Below are 14,285 nucleotides of genomic sequence, written 5' to 3'. Positions count from 1 at the left end.
GCCCTGTGTGCTCTTCGGACTAGACCTCGGGCGTCTGCGCTACATTGTGAAATTCGCTGATCCACCAAACGCCACCCTCCTTCACGAGGACCAACAGCAGTTTGTTCCGAAGGATTCCGTCCTTGCCTACCGGCAGCCCGGGATAAACCTTTTGAAATCCGCTGAGCTCTCCAGCAACATCCACGACCGCAACGTCTGGCCGGATGAAGCGCAGCTTGGTGATAGAACTCTTTGCTGTCGTTCCTTTAAAGAAGGTTTGCCCTATCTCTTTATGCCGCTGGATAAAGTCTTCGCGGCCAAAGCGAACGGTGCCAAAGATGTTCGTAAAGCTCACATCTTCGGTGACATGATCGGAGGGATTCGAGTGCACGAGAGCTTCGATGGCTTTGATGTCCTCTGGAGAGCCGCTGATGGCACCTGGCTGGGCGGCTGGCGTTGCGGAAGACATGGAACCGAGAGTGGGATCAGGATGGCCGTAGACCGCACCGCCATCGACACCCACATAGGTGGCTTGCCTGGCAATCTGAAGCCACTGGTCGCCGGCCTTCTGCCAGACGTTGGTAAAGCGGCGGTTGAGCGGCTTGCCAGCCATCGGTCCGTTGGACATCACAATGTCGTCATGACCCATCTCGATGGCGACGTCCTGAACGACGAAGAAGGCCTCTGGGACCGCCCTGGCGCTCGAGTACTTGAGCTTGTCCTCGCGCATGGCGGCGAAGACCTGGTCGCGGGTCAGGATGTTGTTGCCTGGGCTGTTGACGACCATGGCCGGTGACCAAACCTTTTCGAGGGCTGCGAAGTCCATGGTGCCGATGGCGCGACCAACGGCGCGACCGTTTGCCTGGATCTGTGTACGGATCGCTTCGGTCGCTGGCGTGGAGGATGGGGGCGAGAAGGTGCTGGCGCCGGAGCCTTCGATGGTAGCGCCGTCGAGGCCGACGTAGGTGGCCTGGCGGGCGACGAGGGTCCAGTCGTCTCCAGAGGGCTGATAGATGTCGGTGGTTCGGCGGACAAGGTGTTTGCCTGCCATGGGACCGCCGGCGAGAACGAGGTCTTCGTGACTCATCAAGACGGCTGTCCCGTTGATGACGGTGAAATACTCGGGGACACCCTTGAGGCTGGTATAGCTGAGGCCGCCGTGGTTCAGGGCTCCGAGGATTTGTGAGCGCGAGACAATCGTGTTTCCGGGACCGTTGACGATCAGGTCAGGGGACCAGTAACGGCTGAGGGTGGCGGCGTCGCGCGTGGCGATCGCTTTGCCTATGGCGACGCGCTCGGCGGTAATCTTTGCGCGGATGGCTGCGGTCTCGGGTGTTGACTCCTGAGCATGTAAAAGGGCGCCTTGCGGAAGGGTCAGGGAGAAGGCTACGGCGGCTGCCAGTTTGATCTGTGTCTTCATGAGATGGCTTTCCTTTTTGAAAGAAGGTGTCGTTGCAGTTGAGATTCAGGCGAACAGGGCCGCTTTGATTGGCGGTCCTACGACACGGATCCGGTAGTGTTCTTCCGATGCCGCTGCTTTGGCGGGGTCGGGGCGGGCTCCGGCTGGGTGGTTCTTCTCGTAGTCGCGGAAGAAGGCTTCGATCTCTCCGGCGGGGTCGTAGATGTTGAGGTGTCGGGCCGGGGTGGTTCCGAGGACGACGTAGGAGTGGGGGATCCCTTTGGGAGCCATGAAGCTGTCGCCTTTGTGGAGGACGTTTTTGTCTGTCCCGCACTGGATGCCGAAGGAGCCTTCGAGAAGATACATCCACTCGTTCTGTTCGAGGTGGATGTGCATGGGAGGGCCTTGATTGGGTGGGGTGGTTACCTCGAGGACTGAGAGGCGGCCACCGGTGTCGGCGGAGGCGATCTTGTCGTAGAAGGCAGGTTCTCCGTGGACGGTCCATGGGCCGTCAATGCGGGCTTTGCCGGCGGGAACGATGAAGGCTCCGGGCTGGGTCGTTTCGGCTGGTGAGGCTTGAGACGCGAGGCCGAGGGCCGGAAGAGAGAAGAGTCCGTTGCGCAGGAAGTGGCGGCGTGGAAGTGACATGGTGGCTCCTGATTGTGCTTTGCTTGAGGGCTCCGTTTCAATGGTTATCGCTTGATGCGGAAGAGCACGCCGATGGACAGGCGGAAGTCGTTCTGGCGGTCGTTGGTGTTGTTGGCGAACTTTGTCATGAGGTAGTCGGCTCGAATTGGTTCGACCATTAAGCGGTTTCCGAGGAGGACTCGGACGCCTCCGCCCGTCTGGAGGGCGAAGGTGTTGGAGCCGCCGAGGCCTGTGCTCGATGGGGCGAGGGTACCTGAGGCGTGGGCTGCGCCGACGAGGAACTCTCCGAAGGGTTGGATCTGGTACTCGGGGGCGACGGGCGTGTAGCGTGCGCCGAAGGTATAGGCGGTCTGGGTGAGGGTGTAGCCCTCCGTCGTGATGTTAGAGGCGTGGGTTACGTTGAGGTCGGCTACGGCCGCCAGGTGGCGCGAGAGGCCATATTGCACGAGCGCTCCGCCGCCGTTGAGGGCGAAACAGCCGCAGTCGGGGCCGGTGTTGCTGCGGATGTAGGTGTAGTTGGCTCCAAGGTCGATGGGGTGGCTGCTTTGGGCTGCCGCCCCTGTCGTCAGGGCGGCGGCGAGGATTGGGAGAAGGAAATGCGTGCGGGACTGGATTCGGAACATTGGGTGTGTCTCCTTGGGCTGGCGGCTACTGGACCGTCAGGGTGACGGAGATGGTGTGGGTGATGGAGCCGCTGGTGGCGGTCACGGTGAAGTTCGAGTTGGTGGTGGGGATGGTGAAGCCCGCGCCGCTCCCGCATCCGGTGATCGCTCCGATGAGGCTAAGGGCGCAGAGGCAGAGCAGGAGGCGTGGGTTGAGCCTGCGGCGGAAGCCGAAGAGTCCGGCGATGAGGGCCGCGGCGGAGATGCCGAAGGCGGCGTTGCGGCCTCCGGGCGGGAAGGGTGCGAAGGGTTTGTTGCGGGCGGCGAGGGCGGGGACGGAGACCGTCATGGTGGTGCTTGTGCCCGTGCCTGGGGTCAGGGTGGAGGGAGCGAAGGTGGCCGTGGCCCCGGCAGGAAGGCCGGAGGCGGTGAAGCTGACAGGAGCGGTAAATGGATTGGCGTTCGATGGACCCAGATCGATGACAAGCTTCGCTGAGGAGCCTCGAATGACGTTAAGGCTGGCGTTGGTCGTGGTGACGGTGAAGTCGGGTGCAGTTGCAGGCACTCCATGCACAATTAAGGGGATTGTTGTTGAGCCTCCTTGATAATTCAGGGTGAAGCTACCAGAAATGTCTCTTACTGCGTCAACGTAAACCCCGAAATCGATGGTGCATGAAGTCCCGGAAGGAAGAGACACGGGGTCGCAGGTGTCGGAATTTATGTAAAAACTGGGATCTCCTGAAAGAGGATTCGCATGATAATTAATAAACTGAATTGGGCCGAGAGTCGCGGTAAGACCGGCCGTTACTCCGGCGCGGGATCCGACCATAACATCACCAAAATCAAGTTTATTCGGGGTGACGGTTATGATTGGCGTAACACCATGCGCGATGAAGGTAATCGTGGTTGCCCCTCCTTGGTAGCTCAGGGTGTAGCTTCCAGAGACGTCTTCTGCTTCGCCAACATAAACCCCGAAATCGATGGTGCACGAAGCCCCGGAAGGCAGAGACACGGGGTCGCAGGTATCCGAAGTTATGTAAAAGTTGTTGTCTCCCTTCATAGGATTTCCAGCGACGTTCATGAACTCGATGGGGCCTACCGTTGCGGTAAGAGTGACCGTCATGCCGGCTCTGGAGCCAGCGGTAACATTGCCGAAGTCAAGATGAGGCGAGGTGACGCTCACGACGGGAGCGACGTCATGCACGATGAGGGGGATTATCGTTGACCCCCCTATGTAGTTCAGAATGAGGTTCGCGGTAATGTCTCCTTTCACAGATGCATAGACCCCGAGATATAGGGTGCAGGAAGCGCCGGGAGCAAGAGATACCAGGTCGCAGTTCCCTCCATATGAATAAAAAGGACTGTCAGGAAAGGATTCACCTGTGAAGATAAGTGGCAGGGTGCTAGGGTTCGTTAGGGTGACAGCGGCTGCGGCCCGCGATCCGACAGTAACGGTGCCGAAATCAAAAAGGCTGGGTGAAAAGGTTAGCTCGGGCGATCCGATGCCGGTCAGAGGTGTGGACGCCATCTGCGTCTTCCCAGGGTCGTCCGTATCGGTGTAGGACAGGGATAATGTTCCAGAGTTCGCTCCTAGCGACCCCGGAGCAAACACCACAGGAACCGTACAGGACTTCAACGACCCCAACGAGGTGCCGCTGATGCAGGTGGCTCCGCTCACGACTTTGAAAGCGCCCGTTGTAGTGATCCCCGAGAGGGTTGTTGCTTCGCCACCGTCGTTGACTACGGTGAAGAGTTGGGGTGAGCCCGTTTGGTTGACGGAGACTGTGCCAAAGTCGGCTGGGAACGGCGAGATGCGGACGAGGCTGAGTGGGACGCCGGTTCCCGTTACCTTCACGGAAGCGATGAAGTTTTCGTTCGCCTTCGTACCGTCGCCCAGGAAATACTTGACGGTGACCGAGCCTGAGAACGGACCGGTCACGAAGGGCGAGTAGAACGGCGAGAACCCGCAGGTCTGTCCCGGTGTGAGGGTGCCGATGCAATTGCCACTGCCACCCGGGATCTGGATCTGGGGGTCGCTTGGCGTGACGGAGACGACCTGGATCGGAGCGACGCCCGTGTTGGTCAGGATGGCGGATTGGTTGGGGCTCAGGCCGCCGACCACGTGGGTGCCGAAGTCGAGCGATGCGGGGGTGAGGGTAGCTGGGGAGGGTGCGGTGGTGTAGGTCCAGTCGAGGATGCTTGTGGTGGTGTTGGCGGTCGCGTTCGCGGCTGCGGCCAGAGGTTTGGCTCCGCCTGCGTCCGGGGCGGTGGCTTCGGTGCTTGCGGTGAAGCCGAAGTAGGCGGTGTCGCTTCCGAGGAGGGTGGGGATATCCTCGGCTGCCTGGGTCTTCCAGACGGCCTGGGTGGCGGTGTCGGTGAGGATGATGGACTCGGTGGCTCCGTCGTAGTCGATGTGCAGGGTGAAGACGTGGCCGCTGTGGAGGTCGATGCCGGAGCCGGCGAGCGAGGTGGCGGGGACGGTGGGAGCGGCTCCGTTGACGTAGATGCCGGTGGAGTTGTCGCCTTCTCCGGCGGTGTCGTGCAGGTCAAGCTTGAGGGCGATGCTCTTGGCGATGCCCTGGTAGCCGAGTCCACCGCCGCCGGTGCCGATGGCGTTCGCACCATTCGACTGGATCGTGAAGGTGAGGCCTTCGGCGAGAGGATCAAGCAACTGGAAGGCGAAGTCGGTGGAGAAGGTGGTTGCCGAGACGGGCGTGGAGTAGAAGGCGCTGCTCGTCTGGGATGCCTGATCGGCGGTGAGTTGCAGGACGCCGTTGGCGGCGGCTGCGGGGCCGTTGAGGGCCAGGGCGCCAGTGGTAAAGCCGTTGCCGAGGTCGATGAAGGTGGGTGGAGGTCCGCCGGTCGCGCCGAAGCCGATGAGCGATGCCGCGACGGAGTTCGTTCCGGAGTTGCCGGCGATGTCGATGGTGAGTTGAGCGGAGCCGGTGTCGGCTCCTGTGAGTTGGACGGGGATGGTACAGCTTGCGCCGGGGGCGAGGGTGGTCCCACAGGTGTTGCCGGTCGCTGCGATTTGTAGACCGTTCGAAGCGACTGAGCTGCCGTAGACGAAGTTTGCGTCTTCGCTGCCAGCGTTTGTCAGAGTGACGGTTTCAGTTGGAGTGGAGCCTGCGGGGACTGCTCCGAAGGTGTAGGTGGTGGGGCTCAGGACGAGCTTTGGCCCCTGGTAGACGCCTGTGCCGGTGAAGGTGAGGGTCTGGGTTCCGGCGTCGTCGGTAAAGGACAAATCTCCGGAGTAGTGAGCCGTAGCTGTTGGCGCGAAGGAGAAGGCGAGCGTGCAGGATGCCCCGGCGGCTATGGCATTCCCGGCGCATGTATTGCCCGTCAAAGCCGGGGTGAAGACAGTCCCGAAGTCTCCCGACGGAGTCGCGTTGCCTGAAAAACTGATCGGCCCCGCGCTTGCGTTGGTGAAGGTGACCGTCTGGCTCGCCGTGCTCCCAACGGCGACGTCTCCGAAGGAAACAGTCGTTGGTGTAATGTTCAGGGTCGGCGGAACGCCCTGCCCCGTGAAGTAGATCGTCTGGGTCCCGGCAGTGTCCGTAAGGATTAGCGCTCCGAAGTAGTTCGCCGCCGCCGTCGGGGTAAACGAGAACTGATACACGCAGGACCCGCCGGAGGTGATATTGAGTCCTCCACTCCGCGGCGTGCATGTACCATCCCCAGACTGGTTGAAGGCTTTGTAGAAGTCCCCCGTGCCGGTCTGACTTTTGAACTGGATCGATACGGGGCTGTTGTTGGCGTACGTGATGCTGTTCGTAACCGTGGTCCCAACGGTCACCGCGCCGAAGTTCAGGCGTGGAGGCGTAAGGGTCAGCACCGGGAGCACGCCCACTGCCGTCAACGCCGCGCTCTGCGTGCCCACCGAGTCCACCACCGCGAGCGTCGCGACCACCTGGCCCACCTGCGTCGGCAGGAACGTCACACCGATCGTGCAGGACGTACCGGGGTCGAGCGAGGTGCCGCACTGGTTCTCGCTGATCACAAAGCCGGTCGAGCTCGCACCCGTCAGGGCAATCGAGCTGATGGAAAGCGGCGCGGTTCCGGCGTTGGTCAGGCTGAAAGTATCGGTTGGGCTTTCGCCGGCGACGGTCACGTTGCCGAAGTCTTTGGTGGTTGGCGTCAGGGTCGCCTGCGGCGCGAGACCTGTCCCCGTCAGGGTACTCGTGAATGTGCCCGCGTCGGAGACGACGCTGAGGATCCCGTTTGTTACCCCAAGAGCGGTCGGTTCGAAGGCGACAAGGTATTTCCCTGACGCACCCGGCGCAAGCGTCCCGGCCTTCGCCGCCAGGTGAAAGGCGCTCCCCGTGACCGAGCTCGTGATCAGCTTGATGGGTACCGGACTCGTGTTGGTCAAGGTAAACGGGATCGGGCCGGAGGACGTGTTGAGCGGCAGCTTGCCGAAGTTATAGCTCACCGGGTCCAGCGTTGCTGTCGGCTCGATCCCATTGCCTGTGACGTTGAGTGTCAGCGTACCCGCATAGTCGGTGGTGACGCTCAGCGTTCCCGCGGCGGCTCCCAGGGCGGTCGGGCTGAAGGTGACGGAGACCTCGCACAGGCTGTTGGGTGCGATCTGCCCACTGCAGCTTCCACCGCCGGTCGCCGTGAATCCCGTACCGGTGATCGATACGCCGGTCACGGAGATGGACTCCTGGCTTGTGTTGTTGACGCGAATCGCGGAGACAGCCTGGGCCCCCACTGTCACGTCTCCGAAGTTAGTTGGACTGCCGGGAGCCGGAACCAGTGTTGCCGAGGCATACACCGCCTTGCCAGTCAGCGTGGCGCTCTGGGTCCCGAGCGAATCCGTGAACGTCAGGCTCGCCACAAACGTGCCCACCGTTGCCGGCGTAAAGATCACGTCGATCGGGCAGGCCGCGCCGGCTGCCAGCGATTTAGGACAGCCTCCGTTACGAACCTGGAAGCTGCTTGCATTGGTGCCCGTGATCGCGAAGGAGTTGAAGGGCAGCGCCGTATTGCCGGTGTTGGTCAGCGTGATGGTCTGGGGATTCCCCGCAATGCCCAGGGTGAAGGTCTGAAAATCAATGCTCGCAGGGGTGACCGTTGCCTTTGGCGCGGCGGCGAAGCTTGTGCCTGTCAGCGCCGCCGTCTGCGTTCCCACGGCATCGGTGACGGTCAGCATGGCTGCTGCGGTTCCTGCCGATGCCGGGGCATACGTCACCAGGATCGCGCACGAGCCTCCCGCCGCAAGCGAGCTGCCGCAGTTGCTGTCCGGGATGGCGAAGCTGCCCGCGTCGGCTCCAGCGAGTGCCTTTGAGGTGATCGATAGCGCGGCGTTGCCGCTGTTGGTGAGCGTGAAGGTCTTGGCCGCGCTTGTGCTTCCAGCCGCGATGTTGCTGAAGTCCGCACTTGCCGGGCTAAGCACAGCTGTTGGTGCGGGTGGCGTGGTCCCGGTGCCCGAGAGCGCCACAGTCAGCGGCGACGACGGATTGCTCACGTCAGAGATGGAGTAGGTCGAGCTCAACGCGCCCGCGCTCTGTGGCTTGAAGGTGAACGTGAAGGTGCAGGAGGCGCCGCTTGCGATACTGCTGTTGCAGTTGTCGCTCTCGCTGAAGTCATTGGCATCCGTCAAACTTCCCGCCGAGAGACTGATCGTGGCAGAGGTGGTGTTGGTGAGGGTTGAGGTCTGGGTCGGGCTGGAGGAGCCGGATGGCGTGTCGGGGAAGCTTTGCGTCGAAGGCGTCAGCGTAAGCGAGCCGCTCGCAAGCTGCACCCGCGTCACAAAACCGTCCAGCGCGAAGTCGGGATAGCCACAGGTGGCGCAGGAACTCTGGTACGGATTGACCAGGAGGAAGTTGTTGGTTCCTATCAGACCGGCAATCAGCAGGTTCCCCTGCGCATCCACGCTCGCCGCCTCGGGTCTCGGCAGTGCCAGGCTTCCCAGGTAGCTGGAGATCAGCAGCGAGTCCATGCCCGCCTTCGTTGTGTCGAACACCTCGAAGGCGATATCGGCGTTATATTCCCCCGTGAGGGCATTGGGTGGGATCGCATTGACCTGCGGCACGATACCGTTCCCGACCGCCGCGATCTCGCCGTTCGCCAGGGTCGCCAGCAAAGGCACAAAGGGCGTGTAAGTCGAGTAAAGAATGCTCTTGCCAAGAGGGCTGAGCTTGGTCAGAAAGTTACTTCTGGTTTCGGTATCGATCGTCGTAAACGCCGCATTCTTGATTGGATAGTCGACGGACTCCGTGGTGCCTGAGAGATAGATGTTGTCCGTGGAATCGATGACGAGGTCGATAGGTGTCTCGAACCCCGGACCACCGCCGCTATTCATTGTTCCACCGAGGAAGGTGGTGTAGAAGATCGTCCCCGCCGGTGTGAGTCCGTGGAGAAAAGCGTTGCCACATTGCCCGCCACCGTCGCAGACGGGCTGCACAGCGTCCGGGGTCGGGATAGGTTGGCTTGCATAGCTGCCGTAGGCCTCACCGGCAACCCAGAGATTTTGTTTCGAATCGAGCGCAATCGCCTGCAGGTTCTCTCCTCCAATATCTCCCGGCTGCCCGAACGTCGTGGCATAGAGCAGAGAATCGTTTCCGGACTTTGTCGTGTCGAACTTTGCGATGAAGGAACCTCCGCCTGCGGTGAAGGTGGTGTTCTTTGCATCCAGAAATGAGGCTAGACCGCAACATGCATTGCCGATCACGTAAGCGGTTCCATCGGTCCCCACAGCCAAGGATCCAGGAGCGCTGCTATAGGCGGAGTAGTTGTAAGCCTCGACAAGGCCAGCCCCAATCAACGACGAATAGAGAATCGTGCTGCCGTCCGCGCTCAGCTTGGTCAACGTGGCGCTGTTGTAATACCGGTAGTCCGGAATCGCACTCGGGTACCCGTTCACCACGGGAAAGTCGGTCGAATCCGAGGTCCCGGCGATATAGAGGGTGCCATCGGACGCGATGACCAGAGCCCCCGGAAAGTCGCTGCCACTGCCGCCGATGTAGGTCGAATAAAGCAGCGTCTGCCCGGTCGGGTCCAGCTTGGCGAGATAGAAATCGTACGTGCGCGGGGCCCCGCCGTTCGGGCTTGGATTCAACGGGCCACAGGGGCCAACGCATGCGTTCGCGATCTGCGAAACCACGGGAAGGTCGGTCGAGGAGGTCGCTAACAGCAGTACGAGGTTGCCGGCGGCGTCGGTCTTGATGTCGTTGACCTCGTCGTTGTTACTTCCGCCAAAGTAGGTGGAGTAGGTGACGACCGGGTCGATCGTCAGCGGGAGAGCTTGATCGTAGGTGCCGAGTGTGAAGCCGAAAGAGCCGTTCTCGTTTTGCGTGTAACGGGCTTCGACCGGTTTGTGCGAGCCATCCGCCTGTGTCTGGTACGCCACGGGCCGGACCAAACGCATCAGTTCCTGGGCGCCATCTCCCTGGCGCACAATCAAGTCACCGCTCCCGTCATCGATCCGGGAGTTGCCTCCACGGATTCGCATGCGAATCAGTGCCGGATCGCTGCCCGGCGCAAGAACGTAGTCGTGCTCGAGATCGCGGCCGTTGCCGTTGCCGTAGTAGAGCAGATCGATGCCGTCGTAGACATCCTTGACGCGAGCTTGCGAGAACTGCTCGACCCCTTTGCGCCATTTTGAGGGATCGCGGCCGAGGAAGTAGTTGCTTCTGCCCGGTAACTGGGCTTGTCCCACCGGGGCGGCGTCCTGGTTCGCGCCTTCGAGCGTTATCGAGAGCACATCCCCAGAAGTGCTTCTGGATTCGACAGCGCCCGCTTTGCCCAAGCGGAGTTGACGGTCTCCCAGGTGAGTGGCCATAGCCTGCCCGTCCGCCGTGCCTTCAAAGCGGAGCGGCATCCGCAACAGCGACTTTGCGGCTGCTGCACGTGCCGCACCGTTCCCTGCCTGGGTTACGGGCGGCGCGGCTGCAAAGGCGCGCGACGCCGTTCCGAGAAGCGTGATGAGCAATAGTGCATAGCCAATTGTTCCTAACCGGACGGTTACTGTGCGATTACGGGAGTGAAGAATACCGATACGATGCATGATCGAGGAACTCCTTGAAACCGGATGGAAGGAAACCGGGTTGAAACAGACATCTGCGCGATCTGAAGCCGACGCGGCTCCGCGACGTGTCGCGCGTGCGGCAGGGTTAGTCATGGCGTGAATCCTGTATGGGAGGAGGCTCGCTGGATTGTTCTTGCGATCGTGTCGGTTCGGCCGCTTTCGTTACGGGGGGAGCCCCTGAATGAAGCTCGAAGGACCTGCCGCAGACGAGGAGCTCACCGCGAGACGACAGTTGATGGTGAATTCCGTGTGCTTGCAGGACCCGCTGCACGATGGCTGGTCCCGTGCCGTCTCCTGCCGGCAGCGCGAACGACGGAGAGTCGCACTCTGGACAGGCAGGCGTTTGCAAAGAATTGATCGGGTCGCCCTGTCCGGCCGCGGCAGGGGCATCCGGGCTTGTTTCGTCATTTGTCGTGACCGGTCGACTTATCGAAAGGCTTAGTTCGCGGCGTATCACCTCTACGGACACGCGTCGGATTTTGCTCATGCGCTCGGCCGCCCTTTCGTCCGAGGTGATGATGTCTTTCCATGCGAGAACGTAACTGGCAAAGGCGGTCCCGGCCTAGTACAGACGCGACACGACAGAACAAATAGTCCAGCCCAAGCGGGTTCATTTGCCGTGATTTGTATCTCCGGGAGTCCGGTGCGCCTAGATAGACGCTCAGAAAAGCAGGAGCCAGGCACCACAATGCAGTCCGTATTGACTGGCACCGGGCAGTGGGGAGCGATTTGATGGGTCGCTTTCCCCTCTGTCTTGATATGCTTCTGCCCAACAGCCTCATTCGATCGGACGTCGTTTCGCATGTCCGCATTTATGTCACGGGCCATCCGTCTCGGCCTCAATTGCACCCTCAATAAAGAATCAATTACCCTCAATTTCCCTATGTCATTGAAACGAATGGACTCGGCCCGGTTTCACGACTTCTCTATCGATCGACTTGGTTGCGTCGTCCTATGGCAGAACGAGCCTGTTCCCCTCAACAGGAAGACCTTCGACCTTCTTCTGTACCTCATCGATCATCGGGATCGGCTTGTGACGAAGGAGGAATTGCTAGAGAAACTCTGGCCGGACCAGTTCGTGGAGGAGAGCAATCTCACGCAGCACGTCTTCCTTCTGCGCAAAGCATTTTCGGCGCACGGAGCCGATCAGACGATCGTCCAGACCGTGCCGAGGCGAGGCTATCGCTTCACCGCACCCTTAATAGAAGGCGATGCGCCAGCCGAACGCATGGTCCTGAGCGCCACCGAGTCCATCACGCGGATCACAGTGGAAGAGGAGGAGGACTCTGTCGCGGCCTCCCCTATCGCTGGAAGTCCATCGGCAGGTTCGACGGTTGGCGAAGTTACAGTCCTGACTAAACAGCCAGGCGTTGGCCAGCGCGTTCTTGAAGGTGCTCCTCGAAAATCCCGACATCTCGCGTGGGCGCTTTCCGGGTCACTGGTGATGCTGGTGTTGCTCGTCGCGGGCTGGTTCGGCTGGCAGCGTTGGCTCGACAAGACGGGCGGGTCACCCGTGGATGTCGTACTTACCCCGACGAGCGGAAACACTGGCGATCCGGTTCTCGATCAAGCCCTGACCACTGCTCTGCGCATGGATCTTGCGCAGAGCCCCTTCGTCTCCGTGGTCTCCGGGGCAAGGGTTCGCGCGACCCTGACCGAGATGAAGCAGAATCCCGACGCTGCCATGACGCCGGCCATTGCCCGGGATGTCTGCGAGCGGACCAACAGCCAGGCGGTCCTTCAAGGGAATGTCGCGCGTGTCGGGCAACACTTCCTCCTGACCGAGGAGGCGACGAGTTGCGTTAACGGAGCCACTCTGGCCGATGCGAAGTATGAAGCGTCCAACGCCGAGGACTTGCCTCGTGAGATCGATAATCTGGCCGAAAGCCTGAGGCGGAAGCTCGGCGAATCCCGGCGCAGTATCGCTCGATTCGACGTACCGCTCTTCGCGGGGGACACCGCGTCGATCGAGGCGCTCAAGGACTACAGTCAGGCCACCGTTCAGGCAGGTCAGGGCAAGTATCTGGATGCGATTGCACTCTTAAAAAAGGCGGTCGCTGCCGATCCGAACTTCGCGGAGGGTTACTACGACCTCGCTGCCAACTACCGGTCGACGATGGACTCGGTTTCCGAACGAGAGGCAATTCTGAAGGCATACAGCTTGCGCGATTACGCAAGCGAGCCAAGCCGATTGGCCACCATTGCTCTCTACCACTCCGCCGCGACCCAAGATCTATATGAAGCGGAGCGCAATTACCGGAACTGGACCGAAGTTTATCCTCGCTCCGCGCAGGCTTGGAACGGCCTGTCCGTGGTCGAGAGAGACCTTGGCCACAATGCCGACGCGGCCATCGCGTCTCAGCGCGCTCTGGATCTGAGGCCAACGATCCTGGGCCTTTATGTCAATCTCGCCCACGATCAAAAGGAGACGGGAGATCTCAAGGGAGCTCTCGCCACCTGTGAGCTAGCCGTCGCCAAAGGTCTCGACGGCGACTACATTCGCCAGCCTTACCTCCGTCTGGCCCACGACCTGCATGACGCGGGACTCCTCCAGAAGCAGCGGGACTGGGAGACAGGACATCCCGACGCAGTCTTTGTGCGAGCCGAGGAGGTGGAGATCGCGCTCGATGAGGGCCGTATCTCCGACGCGCACCATCTCATCGCGCAGGTCGTGGATCTGATGCGCCGCGGGGGAATGGGCGCAGCGGATGACTTCGTTCGCTCGGAAGCCATCAATCTAATCGAGGCCGGCGATCTCGCGGAGGGTGCGAGTCTCTTCCGCAGCGTGCCCATCGATCCGAAGGACGGGCTCAGTGTCGAGGGATTGGCCCGCGTGGGAGATTTTACTCAGGCCAAGTCCATCCTCCACGCAGCGCAGGCCGAGTTCCCCCAGGGAACGCTCTGGAATGACGAGCGCGGACCTTTGCTGGAGACGTTCCTTGCGATGGCGACCCATAGACCAAAAGATGCCATCGCAGCACTGGAACGCAGCCGACCTATAGAAGGGCGCTCGCTGTTCCTCCCCATGAGCAGGGCTGACGCCTACCTCGCCGATGGAGACCTCGACCTGGCTGAAAGAGAGTACCGACGGATTGTTGAAGGTCCGCTACATGCCGCCGCGGTAATAGAGATACCGCTCTCCTGGCTCGGCCTCGGCCGAACCCTGGCCGCTGAAGGCAAAGCGGGGCCAGCCATGGAGGCATATCAGCATTTCTTCAGCCTCTGGTCGCACGCGGACGCCAATGCCAAATTCCTAGTCGAGGCAAGAAACGAAGTCAAAGCTCTTCAAGGAACTCGCCCTCCGGAACAGGCTGCCCTTGCTCCTTAGCCGGGATCGCCGAAGACATGGCGTTCGACGCGAGGGGATATGGCTTGAGCCTGGCGGTGGGGTCAATTCGGGCTTTAGCGCTCACACGAAAGGTCGGACCTCTCGTGTGAATAGTCACAGAAAATTGGTCTATTTCTGCCGATTTTTGGGTGTGGCTGTAATCGTGGTCTTCTAAAGGGGTTATCGGAGTTCGTCGTATATTTGCCAATGTTTCACCACAAACTTTTTGGTGTGCAGAATGTGGGGCGAAGTGCGGTAACTGTGGACAGCGGACGGTATCTTGCAAAGTGGTCTGTT

General features: G+C 60.9%; 5 protein-coding genes. 1 reads left to right on the top strand and 4 read right to left on the bottom strand.

Annotated elements, in window-relative coordinates; translation table 11 throughout:
• Positions 1–19 precede the first annotated feature (19 nt).
• Genes GRAN_RS18240 through GRAN_RS18225 form a run of 4 tightly spaced genes read right to left on the bottom strand, consistent with a single transcriptional unit; the run spans position 20 to position 10,639 of the window.
• Positions 20–1,399, bottom strand: coding sequence for a nuclear transport factor 2 family protein (locus GRAN_RS18240; protein ID WP_128914485.1), 1,380 nt, complete (start codon positions 1,397–1,399; stop codon positions 20–22).
• Positions 1,400–1,444: 45 nt separating this feature from the next.
• Positions 1,445–2,026 (bottom strand): cupin domain-containing protein, encoded by a 582-nt coding sequence (locus GRAN_RS18235; protein WP_128914484.1) that lies wholly within the window; start codon positions 2,024–2,026, stop codon positions 1,445–1,447.
• 44 nt (positions 2,027–2,070) lie between these two features.
• Positions 2,071–2,649 carry an outer membrane beta-barrel protein gene (locus tag GRAN_RS18230; RefSeq protein ID WP_128914483.1) on the bottom strand — a complete coding sequence of 193 codons (579 nt, stop codon included), beginning with the start codon at positions 2,647–2,649 and terminating at the stop codon, positions 2,071–2,073.
• 25 nt (positions 2,650–2,674) lie between these two features.
• A complete protein-coding gene (locus GRAN_RS18225; RefSeq protein WP_161571043.1) occupies positions 2,675–10,639 on the bottom strand; it encodes a choice-of-anchor D domain-containing protein in 7,965 nt (2,654 codons plus the stop codon).
• Positions 10,640–11,543: 904 nt separating this feature from the next.
• Between GRAN_RS18225 and GRAN_RS18220 the strand changes: the two genes are divergently transcribed.
• Positions 11,544–13,988 carry a winged helix-turn-helix domain-containing protein gene (locus GRAN_RS18220; RefSeq protein WP_241654940.1) on the top strand — a complete coding sequence of 815 codons (2,445 nt, stop codon included), beginning with the start codon at positions 11,544–11,546 and terminating at the stop codon, positions 13,986–13,988.
• Positions 13,989–14,285 lie beyond the last annotated feature (297 nt).

Source organism: Granulicella sibirica (assembly GCF_004115155.1).
Lineage (GTDB): Bacteria > Acidobacteriota > Terriglobia > Terriglobales > Acidobacteriaceae > Edaphobacter > Edaphobacter sibiricus.
Note: the sequence above shows the minus strand (reverse complement) of the source record. Positions and strands in the feature narration are given on the sequence as shown.